This is a genomic window from Rhodopseudomonas sp. AAP120, assembly GCF_001295845.1.
Classification (GTDB): Bacteria; Pseudomonadota; Alphaproteobacteria; order Rhizobiales; family Xanthobacteraceae; genus Rhodopseudomonas.
The window spans coordinates 20,450-43,987 of the sequence record NZ_LJIC01000016.1 but is presented as its reverse complement, the minus strand read 5'-3'; the positions used below and the strand labels follow the sequence as shown (position 1 = coordinate 43,987).

Annotated in this window: 14 protein-coding genes; 7 read left to right on the top strand and 7 right to left on the bottom strand. The window is 65.6% G+C overall.

The features are described 5' to 3' along the window. The first annotated feature begins 46 nt into the window (after positions 1-46). From IP86_RS03335 to IP86_RS03310, 6 genes are all read left to right on the top strand, one after another. Positions 47-1,450, top strand: a complete 1,404-nt coding sequence (locus tag IP86_RS03335; RefSeq protein ID WP_156332379.1) for a hypothetical protein — start codon at positions 47-49, stop codon at positions 1,448-1,450. A gap of 240 nt (positions 1,451-1,690) precedes the next feature. Continuing rightward, entirely contained in the window at positions 1,691-3,274 is a 1,584-nt protein-coding gene (locus tag IP86_RS03330) for a Do family serine endopeptidase (protein ID WP_054161098.1), read from the top strand. Positions 3,275-3,546: 272 nt separating this feature from the next. Next, the gene (locus tag IP86_RS03325) at positions 3,547-4,227 is read left to right on the top strand and encodes a response regulator transcription factor (RefSeq protein ID WP_082363811.1); all 681 of its coding nucleotides are present in this window, start codon (positions 3,547-3,549) and stop codon (positions 4,225-4,227) included. Positions 4,228-4,513: 286 nt separating this feature from the next. Further along, positions 4,514-5,800 (top strand): methyl-accepting chemotaxis protein, encoded by a 1,287-nt coding sequence (locus IP86_RS03320; RefSeq protein ID WP_054161096.1) that lies wholly within the window; start codon positions 4,514-4,516, stop codon positions 5,798-5,800. Between the two features lie 307 nt (positions 5,801-6,107). Continuing rightward, positions 6,108-7,580, top strand: a complete 1,473-nt coding sequence (locus IP86_RS03315) for a sensor histidine kinase (protein ID WP_054161095.1) — start codon at positions 6,108-6,110, stop codon at positions 7,578-7,580. Continuing rightward, positions 7,577-10,546, top strand: coding sequence for a bifunctional [glutamine synthetase] adenylyltransferase/[glutamine synthetase]-adenylyl-L-tyrosine phosphorylase (locus IP86_RS03310; RefSeq protein WP_054161094.1), 2,970 nt, complete (start codon positions 7,577-7,579; stop codon positions 10,544-10,546). Before IP86_RS03315 ends, IP86_RS03310 begins: the two co-directional genes overlap by 4 nt. A gap of 12 nt (positions 10,547-10,558) precedes the next feature. Here IP86_RS03310 and IP86_RS03305 read toward each other — a convergent pair whose 3' ends face one another. Beyond that, entirely contained in the window at positions 10,559-10,834 is a 276-nt protein-coding gene (locus tag IP86_RS03305) for a hypothetical protein (protein WP_054161127.1), read from the bottom strand. 80 nt (positions 10,835-10,914) lie between these two features. Beyond that, the gene (locus IP86_RS03300) at positions 10,915-11,916 is read right to left on the bottom strand and encodes a helix-turn-helix domain-containing protein (RefSeq protein ID WP_054161093.1); all 1,002 of its coding nucleotides are present in this window, start codon (positions 11,914-11,916) and stop codon (positions 10,915-10,917) included. Positions 11,917-12,369: 453 nt separating this feature from the next. Here IP86_RS03300 and IP86_RS03295 point away from each other — a divergent pair, with 453 nt between their 5' ends. Beyond that, on the top strand, positions 12,370-15,762 hold the full coding sequence (locus tag IP86_RS03295) for an autotransporter domain-containing protein (RefSeq protein WP_245290517.1): 3,393 nt from the start codon (positions 12,370-12,372) through the stop codon (positions 15,760-15,762). A 357-nt stretch (positions 15,763-16,119) separates the two neighbouring features. On the opposite strand, the gene IP86_RS03290 is transcribed toward IP86_RS03295, so the two are convergent. The 5 genes from IP86_RS03290 to IP86_RS03270 all read right to left on the bottom strand — a co-directional run bounded on the left by IP86_RS03290 (position 16,120) and on the right by IP86_RS03270 (position 23,230). Next, entirely contained in the window at positions 16,120-18,432 is a 2,313-nt protein-coding gene (locus IP86_RS03290) for a sensor histidine kinase (RefSeq protein WP_054161091.1), read from the bottom strand. Positions 18,433-18,653: 221 nt separating this feature from the next. Then, positions 18,654-20,033: a cation diffusion facilitator family transporter gene (locus tag IP86_RS03285; protein WP_054161090.1), complete on the bottom strand. Its 1,380-nt coding sequence runs from the start codon at positions 20,031-20,033 to the stop codon at positions 18,654-18,656. Between the two features lie 132 nt (positions 20,034-20,165). Beyond that, positions 20,166-21,134, bottom strand: coding sequence for a quinone oxidoreductase family protein (locus tag IP86_RS03280; RefSeq protein ID WP_054161089.1), 969 nt, complete (start codon positions 21,132-21,134; stop codon positions 20,166-20,168). A gap of 33 nt (positions 21,135-21,167) precedes the next feature. Next, positions 21,168-22,163, bottom strand: coding sequence for an NAD(P)H-dependent flavin oxidoreductase (locus IP86_RS03275; RefSeq protein WP_054161088.1), 996 nt, complete (start codon positions 22,161-22,163; stop codon positions 21,168-21,170). Between the two features lie 281 nt (positions 22,164-22,444). Beyond that, the gene (locus IP86_RS03270) at positions 22,445-23,230 is read right to left on the bottom strand and encodes a fumarylacetoacetate hydrolase family protein (RefSeq protein WP_054161087.1); all 786 of its coding nucleotides are present in this window, start codon (positions 23,228-23,230) and stop codon (positions 22,445-22,447) included. Positions 23,231-23,538 lie beyond the last annotated feature (308 nt).

Below are 23,538 nucleotides of genomic sequence, written 5' to 3'. Positions count from 1 at the left end.
CCGCGCCGCGGTGTGGTTCGACTCGCCGCCGTCACGGCGCTTCTGCGTGATCCTGTTCGGCCTCTATGCGCTGCACGTGGTGACCGGGCTGATGGCGCACGCGATGTGGCATGATGAATTGCAGGCCTGGTTGATCGTCCGCGACAGTGCGACTCCCGCAGAGCTCGCGCGTCGCCTCGCTTATGAAGGGCATCCCCTCGGTTGGTATCTGCTACTATGGCCCTTCCGCTTCCTCGGGCGCGATCCGGCATGGATGCAGGTGGTCGCCGGCGCATGTGCCCTCGGCGCGATGGCTCTGCTCCTCGCGCGTGGTCCGTTCAGCCGGCTCGAACTGCTGCTGCTGCCGCTGAGCTATCCGCTCGTCTTCGAATATGCCGTCAAGAGCCGCAGCTACACGCTGGGCAATCTCGTGCTGTTCGCCTTTTGCGCGGCCTTCGTGGCACGTCGATCGACGTTCTTGCTGGCGCTGCTGCTCGCCGTATTGGTCAACGTGCACGCGATGTTCGGCCTGATCGCGCTGGGCGGCGTGTCTGCCGTGGTCGTCCGGCGCTGGCAGGAGACCGGCTGGCGAAGCATTCTGCAGCGCGCCGATGGAGCAGCTGTCATCGTGCTCACGATCGGCGCGGTGCTGGCGGTTGCGGTCGCATGGCCCCCTCCGGACAGCGGGTTTGCGATGGGCTGGGCGTTTGATCTCGATCGAGCGCATCTCGACCGAACCATGTCGGCCCTGGTTGCTCTGGTCGGCGGCGGGGCGATCTGGCAGGGGCTGGCCCCGAACGCTCCCTTCCTCGGACTGATGCTGTGCGCGCTGTTCCTTGCGCGCGGGCCGCGAGCGCCCGCGGCCGCTGCGTTCTTTGGCACGGCGGTGCTTGGCCTTCTCGCCTTCATGCACGTGAAGTGGGGTCTGGCACCCTGGCACAGCGCTCTGCTCGTCGTTGTTTTGGTCGCAGCGGTCTGGCTGGGACGCGGTGAGCAAGGGCCCTCAGGCCCGGCACTGCTTCCTCGCCCGGTGTTCGCGGCGGTCCTGGTCGTGCAGGCCTGGGTGGGTGTGAATGCGGCTGTCAAAGACCGGTCCATTCCCTTCTCGGCGGCAAGGGAAACAGCGCACATCCTGATCGATGCGGGTCTGCGCGACGCGCCAGTGTTCGCGCTGCATGATGAAGCTGCCTCGGGGGTGATCGCCTATCTGGGGGTACCAACGGGGTTCTATGGTCCCGGCTGGCGCGAGGGCAGCTACGTGATCTGGGATAAGGCGCGGCTTGTCCCGGTGGACGTCGCCGCTCTGGTCGATCGCGCTGCCGCGGTCCCGCGCGCCGTCGTGCTCGACTGCAAGGCTACCATCACTGAGGCGCCGCCCGATCCACGCCTTGTGGAATTGCGCCGCGTCGAGGGGGCCGCCGAATCCTGCGTCATCTACCGCGTCGCGTTGTCGCGGCCGGGTAGCCGCTGACGGCACGCCTGACGCCCGGATAGTCGGGATCACCCCTAAAGGCCCGACGCTGCGCGTCCTTTCGGATCGATTGCTGTCGATCGCCGGCCCTGGTCCGATCGCTCCGGTGAGTGCCAAGCGACAATCTTACGGAAGTTTAATGCCATCTCCAGCGCGCCGTAAGGCTGCGCGCCCCATCTTGAGATGGAGCGGTGCGAACCATCCGCATCATAGAAATTCAAAGACCCTGGAGACCCTCGCATGTTCGAACGCGTTCCCGATCTCAACAATCAGCCGTCGAGCCGGCCGGTTCGCCGCTCGCTGCTGTCGGCGCGCAAATTCGCGCTGATGGCGTCGGTCGTGGCCGGCGTCGGCGCGGGCGCGTTCGGTCTGTCGCAATATCCGGGGCATGTCGACCTGTTCAGCACGCCTGCGCATGCGCAGGTCGGCAACGAGGTCCACAAGGCTCAGCAGCCGGTTGGCTTCGCCGATATCGTCGAGAAGGTGAAGCCCTCGGTGATTTCGGTGAAGGTGAACATCGCCGAGAAGGTCGCCAAGAACGACGACCGCGGCGAAGATTCACCGTTCCCGCCCGGCTCGCCGATGGAACGCTTCTTCCGCCGCTTCGGAGGCGAGCTGCCGCCGGGTCTGCGTGGTCATCGCGGTGGCGGTGGCATGATGACCGGGCAGGGCTCGGGCTTCTTCATCACCGCGGACGGCTATGCGGTCACCAACAATCACGTGGTGGACGGCGCCGACAAGGTCGAAGTCACCACCGACGACGGCAAGACCTACAAGGCCAAGGTGATCGGCACCGATCAGCGGACCGATCTGGCGCTGATCAAGGTCGAAGGCCGCACCGACTTCCCGTTCGCCAAGCTGTCCGACGGCAAGCCGCGGATCGGCGATTGGGTGCTGGCGGTCGGCAACCCGTTCGGTCTCGGTGGCACCGTGACGGCCGGCATCGTCTCGGCGTCCGGCCGCGACATCGGCAACGGTCCGTATGACGACTTCATCCAGATCGACGCGCCGGTGAACAAGGGCAACTCCGGTGGCCCGGCGTTCGACACGAATGGCGAAGTGATGGGCGTCAACACCGCAATCTACTCGCCGTCCGGTGGCAGCGTCGGCATCGCGTTCTCGATTCCGGCCTCGACCGTGAAGCAGGTGGTGCAGCAGCTCAAGGACAAGGGGTCGGTCAGCCGCGGCTGGATCGGGGTGCAGATTCAGCCGGTGACGCCGGAGATCGCCGACAGTCTGGGCCTGAAGAAAGCCGAAGGCGCGCTGGTTGCCGAACCGCAGAAGGACGGCCCGGCCGCCAAGGCGGGCATCGAATCCGGTGACGTCATCACCGCGGTCAACGGCACGCCGGTGAAGGATGCGCGCGAATTGGCGCGGACCATCGGCGGCTTCGCGCCGGGCAACACGGTGAAGCTGACGGTCGTGCACAAGGGCTCCGACAAGGAGCTCAGCCTGACTCTCGGCCAGCTGCCGAACCAGATCGAGGCCAAGGCCAATACCGACGACGACAGCGGCCGCAGCTCCAGCCGGGGCACTGAAGTGCCGCGGCTCGGCCTGACGATCGCGCCGTCGAGCTCGGTCGCAGGCGCCGGCAAGGACGGCGTGGTGGTCACCGACGTCGATCCGAAGAGCGCCGCCGCCGACCGCGGATTCAAGGAAGGCGACGTGATCCTCGAGGTCGCGGGCAAGACCATCGCCAGCCCGGGCGACGTGCGCGACGCGATCAACGCCGCCAAGGCCGACAACAAGAACAGCGTGCTGATCCGGGTCCGCTCGGGTGGCTCGTCGCGCTTCGTCGCGCTGCCGATCTCGGCCAAGGGCTGATCGGCCCGACGAGCAGAGTTGGAGAGAGTCGCCGGCAACGTCGCCCCCGCCGACGGCCTTTCCGGGGGACGGGTGAACAGCTCGTCCCCACCTTCTACCTTCCGGCCGGAGTAAGCCCCCCTCCGTCGGAAGGACCAGGCGGGCGGTGGAGTTCCCCCAGCTCCATCGCCCGCTCTCGTTTCCGGAGGGCGTATCCTGCCGCCTTGCATGGAGGCTGAAGTCCCGCCATGGTGCCCGAAACCGTCAAGTCTTCGAGCGAATCCGATTCCAATATGCGCCTGCTGATCATCGAGGATGACCGCGAATCCGCCGATTATCTGGTTAAGGCGTTTCGTGAAGTCGGCCACGTCGCCGATCTCGCCAGCGACGGCGAGGAAGGCCTCGCGCTCGCCGACAGCGGCGACTACGATGTGCTGGTGATCGACCGCATGCTGCCCAAGCGCGACGGCCTCTCGGTGATCGGCACGCTGCGCGACAAGGGCAATCGCACCCCGGCGCTGATCCTGTCAGCGCTCGGCCAGGTTGACGACCGCATCAAGGGCCTGCGCGCCGGCGGCGACGACTATCTGCCGAAGCCTTACGCTTTTGCCGAATTGCTCGCCCGCGTCGAAGTGCTGTCGCGCCGGCACGGCGGGCCGGCGGAGGAAACCAGCTACCGGGTTGGCGATCTCGAACTCGACCGGCTGTCGCACCGCGTCACCCGCGGCGGCGAGGAACTGACGTTGCAGCCGCGCGAATTCCGGCTGCTCGAATATCTGATGAAGCACGCCGGCCAGGTGGTGACCCGCACCATGCTGCTGGAGAACGTGTGGGACTATCACTTCGATCCGCAGACCAACGTGATCGACGTCCACATCTCCCGCCTGCGCGCCAAGATCGACAAGGGCTTCGACCGGCCGCTGCTGCACACCATCCGTGGGGCTGGATATATGATCCGAGACGGCATTAGGTAGTCGCTGACGATCGCTAAGCGCCGCGACGATTGTGACCGCTGCGTTGGCGCGGGAGGCGCTCGCTTGGCGCGGACCGACTCACGCTGTGCGGCCCCACCCATGCGGGCGAATTACATGATTACATCAGCTTTCGAAGGCAGCTTTGTTTATTACGCATGATCGCCGGTTCCATCGCGATCGCGGGGTCCTTCCTTGCTAGGGAGCAAGCCCGCCGCAACACGGACTTTTAATCCTCCGGTTTCATAGTACTCCGCTAGTCCAATGAGAAACAGCGGAGGAGACCGGGATGTTCAAGGGGCGGGTTGCAAGGCAGGAATTGCAGCACAAGGCGGAATGGCTCGATACGCTGTCGCTCCATTGCGGAATCGGCTTGTGGGACGCAATTCTCCACGAGGGCGACGCGATGCACCCCAAGGCGCGTTGGACATGGTCTTCCGAGTTTCGGCGCCTGTGCGGCTACACGACGGAAGCCGAATTTCCCAACGTCGTGCAATCCTGGTCTGACCGCCTCCATCCCGACGATGTGGCTGGGACGTTCGCCGCTTTCGGAGCCACCTGCCAGTCGGGCATCGGCTACGACGTCAAGTACCGCTTGAAGGTCAAGGACGGAAGCTATCGCTGGTTTCGAGCCACGGGCGGCGTCGTGCTCGATGAAAATCGCAAGCCGCGCCGCGCCTGCGGATCGCTTGTCGATATCGATGATCTGGTGCGGGCGGAAGAAGAAAAGCGGGCCGTAATTCACCAGCTCGCGGCGGATTTCGAAAGCGCGATCGGCAAGATCGTTGGGACGGTGTCGTCCGCTTCGGCGGACCTCGAGGGCTCGGCACGTCAATTGGCGGCAACGGCTGAAAGTTCGCAGCATCTGGCTTCCACCGTCGCCACCGCGTCCGAAGAGGCATCCACTAACGTTCAATCAGTTGCGTCCGCCACGGAAGAGCTGTCGTCCTCCGTCAGGGAGATCAGCAGGCAGGTTCAGGAATCTGCGCGGATCGCCAACGAAGCGGTGGGGCAGGCGCGCAATACGACCGACCGCGTCAGCGAACTGTCAAAGGCCGCGACCCGCATCGGCGATGTCGTCGAACTGATCAACACGATCGCCGGGCAGACCAACCTGCTGGCGTTGAACGCGACGATCGAGGCTGCGCGTGCCGGCGAAGCGGGCCGTGGCTTCTCGGTGGTCGCCGCCGAGGTCAAGGCGCTCGCCGAGCAGACTGCGAAGGCCACCGGAGAGATCGGCCAGCAAATCAGCCGGATTCAGTCGGCGACCCAGGAGTCGGTTGGTGCGATCAGCGAGATCAGCGGCACCATCGAAAAGCTCTCGGAGATTTCGTCGACGATCGCCGCTTCGGTCGAGCAGCAGGGAGCGGCGACGCAGGAGATTTCCCGCAACGTGCAGCAGACGGCTGAAGGTACCGGGCGTGTGTCCGCCAGCATTCTGGATGTCAAACGTGGCGCCGTCGAAACTGGTACGTCCTCCGAGCACCTTCTTTCCTCGGCTCAGTCGCTGTCGAGCGAAAGCCGACGGTTGGAAGACGAGGTCAGCCGCTTCCTGAAGACGGTCCGCGCGGCCTGATCCCAGCCTGCCATGGCCGTGTTGACGGCGGTTGCCGATGCCGTTGATCGGTGTGAGCGACGGTGCTTGCGCAGAGTGCTTGAATGCTCTGCCGGGGCCTGATTCACAGCCGGCATGCGACCCGTTGTGTGCATGTCAAGCTGCCCTCGCGGCCGTGGAATGACCCCGGCCGCGGAGCTGGCCAAAGTGGGCCGCTCGTTCTCAGTCCTTACTTGAACGATTTGTCACTTTAGGTTCTGGGAACAAGTGGTTACCGTGTCCAGCATGGACGCTTTAAGACGACATCGATGCCGACGGGATTTGATCAGTGACCGCATTCGGTAAGCTGATCCGAACTACGGCGTTTCGGCTGACGCTGGTCTATCTGTTTCTGTTCGGGCTGTTCGCCGCCTCGCTGCTCGGCTACTTCGCCTGGAATACGCGGCGGCTGATCACCGATCAGATCACCACCACGGTGAACGCCGAGATCGGCGAGATCGACGACATCTACACGCGGCGCGGTCTGCGCGGGCTGGTTTTTACGATCGAGAACCGGGCGCTGCGGCCGGGCGCGAACCTCTATCTGGTGACGACGCCGGCAGGGCAGGCGGTGGCCGGCAATGTCGGCGCGCTGGCGCCGGGCGTGATGAGCAAGACCGGTTGGAGCGAGACCTTCTATCGCCGGCTCGACGATCAGGACCGCGGCGACCATCGCGCGCTGGTGCGCGTCACCGAACTGTCGAGCGGATTTCGCCTGCTGGTCGGGCGCGACCTCGAGGAACGGCGCCGGCTGTTCAAGGTGGTGGCGTCCGCGGCGCAATGGTCGGTGCTGATCGTGGTGGTGCTCGGGCTCGGCGGCGGCATCTTCGTCGCCCGCCGCGTGCTGCGCCGCATCGATGCGATGACCGGGACAACCCAGCGGATCATGGCGGGCGATCTGTCCGGCCGGCTGCCGGTCGGTCGCAGCGGTGACGAACTCGACCGCCTGGCGGAAAATCTCAATGCGATGCTGGAGCGGATCGAGGCGCTGATGAATGGCCTTAAGGAGGTCTCCGACAACATCGCGCATGATCTGAAGACGCCGTTGACCCGGCTCCGCAACCGCGCCGAGGAGGCGCTGGCGCTGTCCGGCAGCGAGGCCGACTACCGGGCGGCACTGGAGCGGACCATCGAGGAGTCCGACGGGCTGATCCGGACGTTCAACGCGCTGCTGATGATCGCCCGAGCCGAGTCCGGCCATGCCAGCGGCGAGATGGACGCGTTCGACGCCGCCGACATCGCGCGCGACATCCACGAGCTGTACGAGCCGCTGGCGGAAGACAGCGGGCTGACTTTGAAGATCGCGGCGGAGTCCGCGCCGGTGCGTGGCAATCGCGAATTGATCAGCCAGGCGCTCGCCAATCTGGTCGAGAACGCGATCAAATACGGCCAGCCGCAGCTCGCGCTGGCGGCGCCGGGCGCGGAGCCGCAGGCGGCAGCATCGCCGGAGCTGGCCTCGATCCTGATCGAAGCCCGACGCGACGGGGACCGGGTGATGCTCAGCGTGACCGACCATGGCCGCGGCATCCCGGAGGCCGACCGCAAGCACGCCGTGGAGCGCTTCGTGCGGCTCGAAGCCAGCCGGACCCTGCCGGGTTCCGGGCTCGGGCTCAGTCTCGCCTCGGCAGTGGCGACGCTGCATGGCGGCGAACTGCGGCTGTCCGACGCGCAGCCGGGTTTGCGTGCCACGCTTGCAATTCCTGCGCACACAGGCGAAGGACTGGCTCCAACCCATACGATCCCAGAACCGACGCCGGCATGACTTCTTCCGCGATTGACGCGGACATCCCATCTTCCGCACTGGCTGCGCGCTTCGCTGCCGGACCGCAGTTGCATGCGCCGGAGGAGGCGCAGAAAAAGCTTGCCGGCTGGCTGGCCGATCTTCCGGCCGAGCAGGCCGGCGCGATCCGGGATATTGCCGGTCGCTATCCACTCATTGATACGCTGCTGCAAGCGCTCGCAGAGTCGTCCCCCTATCTGTTCGACCTGATCCGGGCCGACCCGGCGCGGCTGCTGCGCGTGCTGCGCGGCGATCCCGACGTCGGCTTCAGCACGCTGCTCGACAGCACCGCCGGTGCGGTGGCGGCGGCCGCCGACGAAGCCGAGGTGATGACCATCCTCCGCAAGATGAAGGCGGAGGCCGCTCTGGCGATCGCGCTGTGCGATATCGGCGGGCTGTGGCCTGTGATGCAGGTGACGCAGGCACTGACCGATCTGGCGGTCAATTCGGTGCAGATGGCGCTGCGCTTCCTGCTGCGCCAGGAGGCTGCGCGTGGACGCATCAACCCGCCCAACAGCGACGCCCCGGAACAAGGCTCCGGCATGGTCGTGCTGGCGATGGGCAAGATGGGCGCCGGCGAACTCAACTACTCAAGCGATATCGACCTGATCGTGTTCTACGATCTCGACGCGCCGACGCTGGCCCCCGACATTGAGCCGCAGCCGTTCTTCGTGCGCGTGACGCAGGGTCTGAGCCGCATCCTGCAGCAGCGCCGGCACGACGGCTATGTGTTCCGCGTCGACTTGCGGCTCCGCCCCGATCCGGCGTCGACGCCGGTGGCGCTGTCGACCGTCTCGGCGCTGAACTACTACGAGCGCGAGGGCCGCACCTGGGAGCGCGCGGCGATGATCAAGGCGCGCGCCTGCGCCGGCGACCTCGTCGCAGGCGAAGCGCTGCTGGCTGACATCGCGCCGTTCGTCTGGCGCAAGCATCTCGACTTCGCCGCGCTGTCCGACGTTCACGACATGAAGCGGCAGATGCAGACCTTCCGCGGCCAGACCGAAATCGCGGTCGAGGGCCACAACGTCAAGGTCGGCCGCGGCGGAATCCGCGAGATCGAGTTTTTCGCGCAGACCCAGCAGTTGATTGCGGGCGGGCGGCATCCGGAACTGCGGGTGCGGCCGACGCTGGTGGCGCTCGACATTCTGGCGGCGCGCAACTGGATCACCTACGAGGCGCGCGACGAACTGACCGCCGCCTATCAGTTCCTGCGCCGCGTCGAGCATCGCATCCAGATGATCGCCGACGAGCAGACCCACACACTGCCCGACAGCGTCGAGGGCATCGAGCGGTTCGCGCGCTTCTTCGGCTACGACAACCGCGCCGCGTTCGCGCGCGACCTGCTGGCGCATCTTGAATGCGTGCAGGGTCACTACGCCAAGCTGTTCGAAGGCGATCCGGCCGGTACTGCCAAGGAGCCGATCGATTATGCGGGGGGAGCCGAAGATACGCGGCTGCTCGATCACCTGGTTGCGCTCGGCTACAAGAAGCCGCTGATGGTCGCGACCACGCTGCAGCAATGGATGGCGGGCGGCTACCGCGTGCTCAAGGTCGAGGCGACGCAGCGCGCCTTCCGCGATTTCGTGCCGGCGCTGATCGAAGAGCTGGCGCGCGCGGAGGAGCCGGACAACGCCGTCAATTCGTTCGACAGGCTGCTGCAGGCGCTGCATCGCGGCGGCCGGTTGATCTCGCTGCTGAGCCAGAATCGCGAATTGCTGACGCTGGTGGCGCTGGCGCTCGGCGCCGCGCCGCGGCTCGGCGACATGCTGGCGCGCCAGCCGCAGATCCTCGACGGCCTGATCGATCCGCGCTTCTTCGGCGCCATGCCGGACCGCGCCGAACTGTCGACTCGTCTCGCCGCAACGCTGGTCGACGCCGGATCGTATGAGGAATTTCTCGACCGGCTGCGGCTGTTCGGCCAGGAGAGCCTGTTCCTGATCGGCACGCGCATTCTGTCCGGCACGGTATCGACCCAGCAGGCCAGCGTTGCCTTCGCCGACGTCGCCGAGGGGATTGTCGGCACCGTCCATCAGCTCGTCAGCGCCCAGTTCGCCTCGCAATATGGCCGGATCAAAGGACAGGAGACGGCGATCCTGGCGATGGGCAAGCTTGGTAGCCGTGAGATGACGGCGTCGTCCGATCTCGACCTGATCCTGATCTACGATTTCGATCACGACGAGCCGGACAGCGACGGCGAACGTTCGTTGCACGGCGCGCAATATTTCGCGCGCTTTACCCAGCGGCTGATCTCGGCGTTCACCACGCGGACCAACTACGGCGTGCTGTACGAGGTGGACATGCGGCTGCGACCGTCGGGCCGCGCCGGTCCGGTCGCCTCGCGGCTGGACGCCTTTGCCGAGTATCAGGAGAGCGAGGCCTGGACCTGGGAGCACCTGGCGCTGACGCGGGCGCGGGTGATCTCGGCGTCACCGGAATTCCGTGCACGGATCGAAGCGGTGATCCGCGCCGTGCTGACGCGGCCGCGCGACGCGATGATCATCGCCAACGACGTCGCCGAGATGCGCCAGGCGATCGCTCAAGAGAAGGGCGAGGACGACGTCTGGGATCTGAAATACGCCGCCGGCGGCATGGTCGATATCGACTTCATCGCGCAGTATCTGCAGCTCGTGCACGCCCAAGCCAAGCCCGACATCCTCGCCGTCAACACGCTCGCCGCAATCGACAATGCGGCGCGCCTCGGTGTGCTCGCTCAGTCCGATGCCGACGTGCTGCGGCCGGCGGCGCGGCTGTATCACGACCTGACGCAGATTCTGCGGCTGTGCGTAAGCGAGAGATTCAAGCCGGAAGCGGCCGGCGACGATCTTCTGCGGGTGATGGTGCGGGCCGGCGACGCACCGGACTTTTCCTCGCTCGAAGCCCGGGTGAAGGAAACTCAGGCTGAGGTGCGGGCGATCTTCAACCGGCTGATCGGCGGCGGCAGCGAGTAGGACGAAGAGGTCTTAGTTGGCGTTCGCCGCCGGACCAAGAGCGGGCGCGGCGGCAGGCAGCGTCTCGCAGTCCATCGAATACACCAGCTCACCGGTCGCGGTTTGGCCGATCGGCTGGCAGGGCACTGCCTCAGCGGCCGACATCGCGCGCTGCGCAGCAACGAGTTGTGCGCCAGGCATGTCGACGTCGCCACGCATGGCCAGATAGATCACGCCGACGATGCCGCCGGCGATCGCGGCCCGGAACGTCCATGTCGCGAATTGATGGAAGATCGCACTGAAATTCAACGCCTCGACCTCCGTCGTCGCCTCGCTCTTACACGCGGTCAAGACGGCCGCACAATACGGACTTCGGCTAAGCGGTACGACTAGGCAGCGACCGTGGTCCACCATTGCTGCACCACGGCGGGACTGGTGAGCTGGATCGTCGCTGAGGCTTCGAGCTGGGCCTGCCGATAGGCGCTGGCTGTGACGCCGAAACGAGCCCGGAAGCTTCGGCTGAAATGCGCCTCGCTCTTGAAACCGAGATCGGCCGCCAGACGCGACAGCCGTCGGGTATCGAGCGGGTCGCTCAGCGCGGCCTGGACTGCGAGCAGCCGCCGTTCCTGCACGTAGCGCATGATGCCGCCGCGGTCGGCAAACAGTCGATACAGCGAGGCACGGGAGACGTCGAGCCGCTGCGCCAGCCAGTCCGGGGACAGCTCCGGTGCCGCCAGGTTCTCGCGGATCAGCGCCTCGGTCAGCGTCAGGATCGTATCGTCAGTGTCTCTCTGCGGCTCCAGCGTGTCGGGGGCCGTCGGCGCGAGCAGGCGCCGGAGGAAGTCCGCGGTGTCGGCGACCGTGCTGGCCACATCATCGGTCGTCAGTTGTGCGCTGCGCTCCTGCAGCGACAGCATGTGCGCGGCGAGCAGGTCGTTGCGCAGCGGGTCGAGCCGCGGCTTCAGTGTCTCGAGCGGCAGGTCGCCCAGCAGCTTGCGCGGCACCACTAGACACACCGTCCGCGAGGCGAAGGCGCGGGTCGCGAGCGGGTAGGCGAGGTCGATCAAGGCGACCTTGCCGGGGCCGATCGTGGTCTGCTGCCGGGTGACAGTGCCGTTGAACCCCCCGGTCACATAGAGATGTAGCAGGAGGTGGTCCGCCGTCGCGGCGATACGCTGCTCGTCCCGGACGAAATCCTGGGCGTTGAACGCAACCTTGGCGACCACGAGATCGCCGATGATCACGCCGAACGCCGATCCGGTCGGGCTTTTGCTGCCACGCAGGCACGGGCGTGGCTCGAACAGTGGCGAGATCACCGCGCTCCAGGTTGCGAAGGCGTTGGCTTCGTCGAGACCGGAGGTGACGTAGAACAGGCGAGGAAGGGCAGCCATGAACGAGTTTTGTGAAAAGTCCTGATCCGGTGGCCGGCAGGCTCCGGATCGAGAAGCCCATACTACCGCATTTCGCCGCCGGATACGAATCGCCACGCCGATAGGCACTGCCGTCCCCCTCCCCGAGGGGGTCGGCATCGGCTGAGATCTCTTGCGGCGTGGACGCGCTATCCCCAACAGCCGGGGCGTCGCGGTCATTGAGACGCTCGGTCAAAGGAAACGGCTGTGACCCTGCCGGATGGAGCGATCCCGCACTGTCGCGCCGCTCGAGGGCTGTTTTACAACGACGCCAGACACATCGCGTTGCGAACGCGAAGCGTGAAGAAACAGAGGAGAAGCCACGCACGAACCGCGCGCGTGGCCACGGGGGCTGCTTTCATGACGCACGGATTTGGTAGGTATACGGCTTTGTTGCTCTGCACCACGTTTCTGGTGAGCGCTTCCGGAGCAATCGTGGCCGCAGCGGAACCCGCCGCAAAATTCAGGTCCGCTTCAACGGCCACGGTCTCGACCCAGCTTCGCGCAACGCTGGCCGAGGCGCTGCGTCAGGGCGAGCGCGAACTGATCGCCAAAGCCTACGACAGCACCTATCGCAATCCGGCGCTGCGCAACGCGGTCGTGGAGTTTGCGGCCGGGCTGTCGCCGGTCGCGGCACGTAATGTCGCGACGGCTGCCGATCTCGGCGTGATGACGGCGGGGCAGCCGCTGGCATTGGCACCCAATGCCGCACAGACGATCGCCGCCAGGACGACCGCGGCCTCCGGCCTTACGCTGACGTCGTACCAGAACGTCGCGATGGCGAACAACACTTCGCCGAACCTGCCGAGTCCGCTGCCCAGCGTCCGCGACCAAACCTGGAACCTGGACATGATCGGCGCCCAAGCCGCCTACAATCGCGGCTTCACCGGTGCAGGCGTCAACGTCACCGTCGCAGATACCGGTTTCGACCTCACCAATAACGGCCTTGCCAATAAGCTGGTGACCAACCTTGGGCGGAACTATGTGGTCAAGGACGGCGAACTGTTCGACCAGACTCAGCTTACGCCGTTGTATGGCACCGATATCCACGGCTCGCACGTTGCCGGCATCGTTGCGGGCGAGAAGTTCGACAACGTCGCGGCGCATGGCGTCGCTTACGACGCCAATGTGATTCCGCTTCGCGTTCTGACCGGCAAGGTCGACTCCGGTTACTCCGCGGCGGCTAACACCGATCCCACAGTCGATGCGCTGAACTATTTCGCGGGTCTCAGCGGCACCATGGTTTACAACGCCAGCTACGGTCCGAATTTCGACGGCTCGACCAATCTCAAGGAATGGACGGTCGGAGACGTCACGGCCGAAGCCAATGCCGCGCTGAACGCGCTCAAGGCCGGCAAGATCATCGTCGCAGCGAACGGCAACGACCGCGAGTCGAATCCGGACGCCGCGCGCAATCCGTCCGGACTGGCGCTGCTGCCGTTCCTCAATCCGGCCCATGCCGGACTCGGCGTCTATGACGATCAGGGACAGAAGCTGGATGCGACGGCTCTGCAGAATCAGAGCGGTCAGATCATCGGTGTGATGTCGGTCGGCATCACCAAGGCGCCGGCCTATTACTCCAATCTGTGCGGCGTTGCCGCGAGCTGGTGCGTTGCCGCGCCGGGCGGCGACGACCGCACCGGCCCGGAGGTCTATTCGACGATCCCCGACAACACCTATGGGTTTGCGGGGGGCACCTCGATGGCTGCGCCGACTGTTTCGGGCGCAATCGCCGTTCTGATCCAGGCCAATCCGACCTACGATGCGCAAGACCTGGTGCATCTGTTGTTTTCGACCACCGAGGATCTCGGGGCGCCCGGCATCGACGCCGTGTTCGGCCAGGGCCTGATCCGCCTCGATCGCGCGACGGACGGACCGACCACGCTGGCTGCGAACACCACGGTCACCGTCGCTGCCGACCAGACGACGTATTGGAGCCGGCTGCTGACGACGCAGGGGGACTTCAGCAAGGCAGGCGCCGGCATTCTGACCGTCTCCGGCCGCACCAATGCGGGCGGCAACGTGTTCGCGCAGCTCGGTACCCTGGCGGTGGACGGCACACTGACAATGAGCTCCGGCAAGCTCTCGGTCGCACAGCCTGCGACGCTGGCGGGCTTCGGCACAGTGACCGGCGACTCGGTGATCGCCGGCACATTGTCGCCCGGCAAGATGCCGAACATCGGCGACCTCGTGGCCAACAACTCGGTCGCGCCCGGCACGGTGCTGACCGGCAATTCGGTCGGCTCCCTGACCTTCAACGGCAACGTGACGCTGACCTCCACAGCGACGACGCGGATCGACATCGACGGCACGCTGATCGTCCCCGGCGGCCCCGGCACCTACGACAAGATCTACGTCACGGGCGCCGGCAACGTGTTCTACGCGGCGGGCAGGCTGACGCCGGTGCTGCGCGGCAGCGTCTGCACCGTCAGTAACTATACGCCGGCCCTCGGCACCGACTTCGCCATCGTGCAGGCGCAGAACGGCGCCAGCACCGCCGGCAGCTTCTCCTCGCTGTCGCAACCGACCGCAGGGCTCGCGGCGAACACCCGGTTCGATCTGGTGTACGATCCCGCGGCGCTGACGCTGGTCGTCACGCCGGCGAGCTTCAGCAGCTTCGCGGCCAGCGGCCAGCTCGGCGCCAACCAGCGCTCGGTCGCCGGCGCGCTCGACGGCGCGCGGCCGGCGGCTGGTGTACTGCCCTCGGCTCGCGAAAAAGCGCTGTTCGACTCGCTGTACCGGCTCGACACCGAAGCGCAGTACGACAAGGCATTGAGCCAGCTGGCGGGGCCGGGGCAGCCAGCCGTGTCCAGTTCGTCGCTGCAGGCGTTCACCGGCTTCCTGGGTGCGATTGGTGACCGCCAGGAGACGATCGTGCTCGGCGGCGAGCAGGGGCAGAACGGAGCCGCGCAATCGTTCGCGCTGTCTTATGCGGGACGCAACACGATGACCGCCGAAACCTCTTCGGCAATGAACGCGTTCGCCGCAGTCACGCCGGCGGAGCGCGTGCAGGATGGTTGGTCGGCTTGGGGGCAGGGCTTCGGCCGCGACGCCCGTGTTCGCGACAGTGCGGATCTCGCTGGCTCCAAGGCGACCAGCGGCGGCTTCGTCGTCGGTGCCGATCGCCGCTTCTCCAACAGCTTCGTGGCCGGCGGTGCGTTCGGCTATGCCCGCACGACCGCTACCAGCGCCGACACGCAAGGCAAGTCGGATACTTATGCTGGCGCGGCCTATGCGAGCTGGACGCCGGGCGCTGCCGTCATCGACGTCAGGGTGGCGGCCGGTCCGAGCCAGATGTCGACCAGCCGACAGATCATGTTCTCGCCCGCCAGCCTGCAGGGCAGTGCCAATGGTGTCGGTGTCGGCACCGCGCTGGAAGCCGGCTATCGCTTTGCGGTCGCGCCCAACGTCACGCTGAAGCCGTTCGCCGGCCTGAGCTGGCAGGGCTTCCGCCGCGATGCCTATAGCGAGAACCAACCGTCGTTCGGCCTCGCCTATGAGGCGAGGACGTACGACAAGCTGACCACCACACTTGGCACCGCGTTGAGCGCGCGTCTAAGGACAGTCGACGGCGTCACCGTGATGCCGGAGCTCAAGGTCGGCTGGGGTTACGATCTGCGAGACACCACCCTGGTCAGCCAGGCGGCGCTGCTCGATCAGCCGTTCCTGGTTCAGGGAGCGCAGCTCGGCCGCAATGCGGCGTTGGTCGGCGCCAAGATCTCTGGATGGCACACCGAAACGTTCCGGATGTTCGCCGCCTATAACGGCGAGTACCGCAGCAACGCGACCAGCCATCAGGTCTCCGCTGGCGCCCGCGTGAATTGGTAAGCGCCAACAGCGTTGGGATGATACGTGGCCGCTGCTGAACGAAACGCGTTCTGCAGCGGCACGTCTATCTGTGCCGACTTGAGAGCGTGGTCGCGACGTCGCAGCGGTTTTGCTGTGGATCGATGGGCTGCGGGACACTGCGACGGCGACAATTGCGGGGGCGTGGGGAGGCGCCAGGCGCCGTCTCGAACCGTGCGCGGCCGGGACCTGTGTCGGTCTCCCTCGACGCGGCGGCTTCGAGGACTCTCAGGATGAGGACGGGGCGCCTTGGGAAGGGCGTTGTCGCTTCGCGGCATCGATGAGGCGCGATCAAATCCACGACGACAGGCGAGACCCGGGGCTCGACCAGGCCCGAGTTTAGGCGGCCATCTGCCGGGCGCGGCCGTTGCGTGGGAGCTTGACCATCACCACCGTGCCGGCGCCGAGGGTCGAACGCAGCCGCATCGAACCGCCGTGCAGCTTTGTTAGGGACTTGGCGATCGCCAGTCCGAGGCCCGAGCCGTGATAGCTCTTGGTGAGCTGGCTCTCGACCTGCTCGAACGGCTGACCGAGCCGCCGCAGCGATTGCGGCGCGATGCCGATGCCGGTGTCGGCGATCATCAGGACGATCGAATCCCGCCGTGTCCGGCTGCGCACCTTCACGCGGCCGCCGTCGGGTGTGAACTTCACCGCGTTGGAGAGCAGGTTGATCAGGATCTGCTTGATGGCGCGCCGGTCGGCCACGATCGGAATGTCGTCTTCGATCTCCGGGCGCAGTTCGAGGTGCTTGTTGTGGGCGCGGCCCGCGACCACCTTCAGCGACTCGCCGAGCGTGCGGGCGAGGTCGAGCTCTTCCATCTCCAGCCGCATCCGCCCCGCCTCGATCTTCGACATGTCGAGAATGTCGTTGATCACCTCCAGCAGATAGTGCCCGCTGGTCATGATGTCGTGGCAGTATTCTTGATACTTTTCCGAGCCGAGCGACCCGAACATGCCGCTGCCCATGATCTCCGAGAAGCCGATGATCGCGTTCAGCGGCGTGCGCAGTTCGTGGCTCATATTCGCCAGGAATTTCGACTTGGTCTGATTGGCTTCTTCGGCGCGGTTCTTTTCCTCGGCGTATTTGCGCGCGAGATCGGCGAGCTCGATCGCCTGGCGCTCGAGCTTCACCTGCGAAATTTTCAGGTCGGCGACGGTGGCACGCAGCCGCAGGTCGTTGTCGACGAGCTTTTGTTCATGTGCCTTGATGCGGGTGATATCGGTGCCGACAGCGACGTAGCCGCCGTCCTTGGTGCGCCGTTCGCTGATGTGGAGCCAGCTGCCGTCGTCGAGCTGCGCCTCGAAAGTGCGTGCGCCCGGTGCCGAGCCGCCGACGTCGGTGAGTCGGGTCCGGATTTCCGGCATCCGGCCGACTTCGATCACCGTCTCGTAGGATGTGCCCGGTGCGACCGCCGAGTCGGGCAACTTGTGCAGCCGCTGGAAATGCGAATTGCACAGCACCAGACGATTGTCGGCATCCCACAGCACGAACGCCTCAGGGATCGTCTCGATCGCATCGCGCAGCCGCAGGTCGGCCTCGACGGTACGCTCGGCAAGACTCTTCTGTTCGGTGACGTCGACCGCGATGCCGATCAGGTGCTTGTTGTCGGTGAGAGTCTCCTGGCTCAGTTCGCAGCGCATCCGCAGCCAGATCCAGTGGCCGTTGGCATGGCGCATCCGGAAGCTGTGGTCGATGTGATCGGCGTTGCCGGCGATCAGCTTGTCGCCGATCGCGAACAGATCGATGTCGTCGCCATTGACCAGCGCGTTGACCTCGCCGAACGTCAGAAGGTCGCTGCGGCTCTCGAGGCCGAGCAGTTCGAACATCGACCGCGACCAGAAGATGCGGCCGCGCGACAGATCCCAGTCCCACAAACCGCAGCGCCCGCGGTTGAGCGCGGTGTCGATGCGGCTGCGTACCGCGTCGTTGATCAGATCGCCTTCCCGGGCGCGCGTCGACTGCCAGTGAAACGCAAAGCCGAGGATCAGCACGACGAAACCGGTGGTGGCGGACAGCGTGATCTGCAGCGCGGCGTTGGAGCGCAGGAACGAGCTGGTGTCCTCCTGGATGATGATCACCTGGCCGGGCAGGGACTTGACGATGTGCAGCGTCGCCAACGCCGTGGCGCCGCTCGGCAATACGATCTCGGAGACGGTGCCTTGCTGCGCCGAACGGGTGAGCGGCGGCGCAGCGCTGATGATCTCGAGAAACTTGTTGGCGGTGCGGGCGCTGTCGTCGCCGGGCACGCGCGCCAGCACGCGCTGATCGATGCCGGTGACGATCACGTGCCGGCCGGCGGCGATGCCCCAGGACGGAATCAGGGCAGGCAGCAGATTCTGCAGACGCTCGACCGAGGCGGGGCGGTCGAGTCGAACAACGCCGATATGTTCAAGGCGTTCGGCGAGCAGATCGGCGAGCGCACACAAGTCGCGATTGAGCGCGGAGTTCTTCTGGCGCGTCTGATCGACGACCTGTACGGCGGCGCCGAAGCAGATCGTCACGAGGAATGCGATAATCAGGATCGGGACGGCGCGGCGGAGCACCGGCTCGGCCGTCAACAGCCGATGGTAGGCCGGTTTAGCGATCGACTGCGCAAGTCCTTTGATCGAATCGGACTGTACGCAGGCGCTCGCCGCCTGCACGCGCGCCATACTGTGGCCCCCACCAATGTCCGTCAGCACCCCGTTCGAGCGACATTTTCGTCGTTCGAATCATAGCTGATTTGAATCCACTTTTCGGGGGCTGTCGAGAGTCAACGATTCTGCCGGTCGGATAAATTCTTATCCAAAGGTGAATCGGAGTCTCATTTGTGTGTGAGGATGAGTCCGAAACGAGAACGAGACTCGTAGTTCACACAGGCGGGAGGTTCGGCTCACTCGGCGTTCGGTGGCTCGGCATGACTGATGACGCGCTTCACGGTCGGGAACGCGCGGCGCAGCCGCCGTTCGATATCGTCGACATGCTCGTGCACCGAGATCACGCTGAGCGAGGGGGCGGCGTAGCAATGGAAATTGACGATCTCGCCCGCCTCGGTGTCGCGGACTCGGACATTGTGGATGTGATGGATCATGCCGTCGCCGGCGAGTTCGATCAGGGCGCAGCGGATCTCCTCGGTGCGGCGCGGCGCCGCGTCGGAGCCGTGCGGCATTTCCGGCTCGAGCGGCTCGATATGGGTGTCGACCTCGACGTCCGTGCCGAAGTCGGCGCGGATGTGCCGTTCGAGTTCGTGTGCGATATCGTGGGCCTCGATCAGCGGCATGTTGCCGTCGACTTCCAGGTCGATGCTGACGGTGATCTTGCAGCCGAGATCGTGGACGGTGACGTGGTGGATGGCGAGGCCGGAGTTGCGTGCGATCACCATGACGCGCTCGCGCACCGTCTCGTTGTCGCGGGCTACGGGAATCGCCGTGAAGGTGAGGTCGGCGTCTTCGAAAACCTGCTTCAGGGCGTCGTCGGCGCGGCGCTTGATCTCGTCGATGCGATCGATCGGATAGGTGCGGGGGACCTCGACCAGTGCGTCGATGAAATGCGTCGGTCCGACCATGCGGGCGCGCAGCCGCTCAACACCGACCACACCGGGGACCGAACTGATCACGTCGCGCGCCTTTTCCGAAACACCCTCCGGGGCGCGATCGAGCAGCGTCTGGATGGTCGAACGGCCGAGCCGCAGACCGAGAATCGAGATCATCACCGCGACGCCGATCGCTGCCGCAGCGTCGCCCCAGGCGAAGCCCAGCGCCGACAGCGACAGACCGGCGATCACCGCGAACGATCCGAGTACGTCGGACGAGAAATGCAGCGCGTCCGCCGCCAGCGCCTGGCTCTTGGTCGCGACCGCGGTGCGATGCAGCGCCCACGCCCGCCACGAGTTCACCACGATATCGACGCCGAGGATGCCGAACGCCAGCCAGGAAAACGCCGGCGGCGGCGCGCCCTCGCGAAGCCGTCCGGTCGCCTCGACCAGAATGCCGCCGGCCAGCACATACAACAGCGCGATGACGCCGAGCGCCGACAGGCTTTCGATCTTGCCATGACCGTAGTGATGCGCGTCGTCGGCCGGCCGGTCCGAGATGCGGACCACGAACCAGGTGATAATCGTTGCGACGAGATCGATCGAACTGTGCAGAGCTTCGGAGATCAGCGCCAGCGAACCGATGGCGATGCCGATGGCGAATTTCGCCGCGGCCATGCTGGCGCTTGCCAGCACGGACACCGCAGCCACACGCGATTTGGTGCTGGCGTAGTTACTCATGAGCCGGGGTTTAGCAGCCCGGTCCTGAACAGAAAAGCCGACGAATCCGAGAATGCGCGCGCAATTGCGCGAGGTGCGCTATTGCGAACTATTCTTAGTTTTTCGGCGTCGCTGTTGTGGTCGCGGAACTCGTTACAGCGTCACGACAATCTTGCCGAGATGTCGGTTGGCTTCCATGTGGGCGAACGCCTTGTCGATCTCGGCGAAGGGGAACACACGGTCGATCGGCAATTGCAGTTTGCGGTTTTCGACGGCGGGCCAGATATCTCCGCGCACTTGCCGGAAGATCTCGCGGATTTCCTCGATGCTGCGTGACCGGAAGGTGACGCCGACGTAGTCGATCCGGCGCGCCGCGTGCAGGTCGAAGTTGAAGTCGGCATGTGTGCCGCCGAGCCGGCCGACATTGACGATGCGGCCGAGCACACGCGTGGCTGCAAGAGTCTGGTTGGCGATGGTGCCGGAGATCTGGTCGATAACGAGATCGACGCCTGCGCCGCCGGTGGCTGCGAGCACTTGATCGACCCAGCCGGCTCCAGACGTATCGATCGCGAGGTCGGCGCCGAACTCGGCCAGCCGATCGCGGCGGCTTTTGTCGGTCGACGAGCCGATCACCAGCTTGGCGCCTTTGAGCTTGGCGATCTGCAGCGCCATCAGCCCCACGCCGGAGCTGGCGCCCTGGATCAACACCGACTGTCCGGCGCGCAGCTTGCCGACCGCGATCAGCGCATTGTGCATCGTGGTCAGGGCAACGGGGAGGGTGGCGGCCTCTTCGAAGCTGATGCTGTCAGGAATCGGAAACAACCGGCCGTGGTCGGCGAGGGTGTACTCGCCGAATGCCGCGGCGCCGGAGCCCATCACCCGATCGCCCACCTTGCAGCCATAGGCCTCGTCGCCGACCGCTTCGATCTCGCCGGCCCATTCCATCCCCAGCACGGTGCCGACGCCGCCGGCCGCACCGTGGGCATGGCCTTTGGTCATGCCCAGATCGGCGCGATTGAGGCCGCAGGCGCGGACCCGGATCAACACCTGCGGTCCGGTCGGAGCCGGCTTGTCGACGTCGGTGACGGCGGCGCCATTGGCGCCATAGACATAGGCCTTCATCTGGCTGCTTCCCGTGTGGGCGCTCGCCGGCGTCTACTCCGCCGCTTGGCGCGCGCCACCCGATAGCATCGATTCCAGCCGGGCGCGAATGATCGCTTCGGCGTCGCGGACGATGCGCGAGACGAGTTCGGCGCAGCTCGGGATGTCGTGGATCAGGCCTTGCACCTGACCGGCCGACCACACGCCCTCGTCGGTGTCGCCATTGACGTACACCATCTTGCCGCGGGCGCCGGCGACCAGTTCCTTAACCTGCTCGAAGGTCGCTCCCTGCTTCTCCAGCGCAATCACCTGCTGGCTGACCGCGTTCTTGGCGACGCGCGAGGTGTTGCGCATGGTGCGGAAGATCAGGTCGGTCGAACGCTCGTCGTTGGCGACGATCTTCTCCTTCACCGCCTGATGGATCGGGCTCTCCTTGGTGCACATGAAGCGCGTGCCCATGTTGATGCCGTCGGCGCCGAGCGCCAGCGCCGCGACCAGGCCGCGCGCGTCGGCGAAACCGCCGGAGGCGATCATCGGCACCTTGATCTTGTCGGCGGCGGCCGGGATCAGGATCAGGCCGGGGGTATCGTCCTCGCCCGGATGGCCGGCGCATTCGAAGCCGTCGATCGAGATGCCGTCGACGCCCATCCGCTCCGCCGACAGCGCGTGGCGGACGCTGGTGCATTTGTGCAGCACCTTGACGCCGGCCTTCTTGAATTCGTCGACGTGCTCCTGCGGCTTGTTGCCGGCGGTCTCGACCACCTTGACGCCCGCCTCGATGATCGCCTGGCGATACTCGGCATAAGGCGGCGGCTTGATCGCCGGCAGGATGGTGAGATTGACGCCGAACGGCTTGTCGGTGAGATCGCGGCAGCGCGCGATTTCCTTGGTGAGATCTTCCGGCGTCGGCTGCGTCAGCGCAGTGATCATGCCGAGCGCGCCGGCGTTGGCGACCGCAGCCACCAGTTCGGCGCGGCCGACCCATTGCATGCCGCCTTGCACGATCGGGTGCTCGACGCCGAAGGCTTCGGTGAAACGCGTCTTGATCATGATGGAAACCTCGGACGTTCGCGGCGCCTCACGCGCCTGTTGCTGTTATGGTGCGGGCGCAGGATGCCGAAGCGAGCGCGAAATGTCCAATGCGGAGCAGGGCACGGTCTCTCCGCGAGACGCACTGCCCCACCGCGGGTCATTCCGGGGCGCTCGCGAAGCGAGCGAACCCGGAATCTCGACGTGCGCAACAACGTCTGGATTCCGGGTTCGCGCTGCGCGCGCCCCGGAATGACGTGCTTGGGGCGAGGTAGTCGCGCGTCAGGACGCGCGAGTCGGCGTCAGCCTTTCACCGTCTGGCGGAATTCATTGTGCAGCTCGCCGATGCCTTCGATCGCGATGGTGACGCTGTTGCTGGCTTCCTTCATCACGCCGACGCCGACCGAGGTGCCGCAGCAGATCAGATCGCCGGGCTCCAGCGTCATGTCGTGCGACAGCAGGCTGACCAGCTTGTGCGGGGCGAAGATCATGTCGGCGACCGGGTAGTTCTGCCGCTCCGCGCCGTTGAGGATCGTCCGGATCGACAGCGACTGCGGATCGAACCCGGTGGCGATCGCCGGGCCGAAAGGACCGAAGCCGTCGAAGCTTTTGGCGCGAGCCCATTGCGGGAAGCTCGGATCGCGGTTGAGAATGTCGGCTGCGGTGATGTCGTTGACGCAGGTGTAGCCAAAGATGTGCGACGCAGCTTCGGCTTCCGAGATGTTCGTGCTGCGTTTGCCGATGACGATGCCGAGCTCGCCTTCGTACACCACCTTGCCGTCGTAGGACGCTGGGCGACTCACCACCGCGCCGTGCGCCGCGACACTGGTGGTCGCCTTGAGAAAGTACAGCGGCTCCGGCGGGATCGATTGATTGAGCTTGGCCGCCAGCGCGCGAAAATTATTCCACAGCCCGATGATCTTGCCGGGCGCGCAGGGGCTGAGCAACTCGACGTCGCCGAGCTGCAAAGTCTGACCGGTCGGCTTATTGGCGCCGAACATGTCGCCATCGTGCACGGTGATATCCGAATGCGCAATCGTGCCGAACCCGATCGCGCCCTTGGCGCGGAAGCGAACCCATTTGGTCACGGCGTATCTCCTTGATGAATTTGAACGAGACTTCTCCACCCGTCATTGCGAGGAGCACCCGGATCGGCGCTTCGCGCCGTCCGAGTACAGGCTCCACGACGAAGCAATCCAGCCCCGTGCTCGGTGCTCCTGGATTCCTTCGTTGCGCTCGCAATGACAGCGAGAGGTGGATGTATTGCCGCCGACGTTGTCATTCCGGGATGCGCCCCGTCTTCGGGGCGCAGGCCCGGAATCCATACTCCCGGCGGTGGTTATGGATTCCGGGCTCGCGCTTCGCGCGCCCCGGAATGACAAAGGTTAGGAGTGCG

Bases quoted from the DNA above. Each gene is read 5' to 3' on its own strand.
- IP86_RS03320 (WP_054161096.1), top strand. From the start codon at position 4,514: ATGTTCAAGGGGCGGGTTGCAAGGCAGGAATTGCAGCACAAGGCGGAA.
- IP86_RS03330 (WP_054161098.1), top strand. From the start codon at position 1,691: ATGTTCGAACGCGTTCCCGATCTCAACAATCAGCCGTCGAGCCGGCCG.
- IP86_RS03280 (WP_054161089.1), bottom strand. From the start codon at position 21,134: ATGAAGGCCTATGTCTATGGCGCCAATGGCGCCGCCGTCACCGACGTC.
- IP86_RS03300 (WP_054161093.1), bottom strand. From the start codon at position 11,916: ATGGCTGCCCTTCCTCGCCTGTTCTACGTCACCTCCGGTCTCGACGAA.
- IP86_RS03310 (WP_054161094.1), top strand. From the start codon at position 7,577: ATGACTTCTTCCGCGATTGACGCGGACATCCCATCTTCCGCACTGGCT.
- IP86_RS03275 (WP_054161088.1), bottom strand. From the start codon at position 22,163: ATGATCAAGACGCGTTTCACCGAAGCCTTCGGCGTCGAGCACCCGATC.
- IP86_RS03290 (WP_054161091.1), bottom strand. From the start codon at position 18,432: ATGGCGCGCGTGCAGGCGGCGAGCGCCTGCGTACAGTCCGATTCGATC.
- IP86_RS03285 (WP_054161090.1), bottom strand. From the start codon at position 20,033: ATGAGTAACTACGCCAGCACCAAATCGCGTGTGGCTGCGGTGTCCGTG.
- IP86_RS03325 (WP_082363811.1), top strand. From the start codon at position 3,547: ATGCGCCTGCTGATCATCGAGGATGACCGCGAATCCGCCGATTATCTG.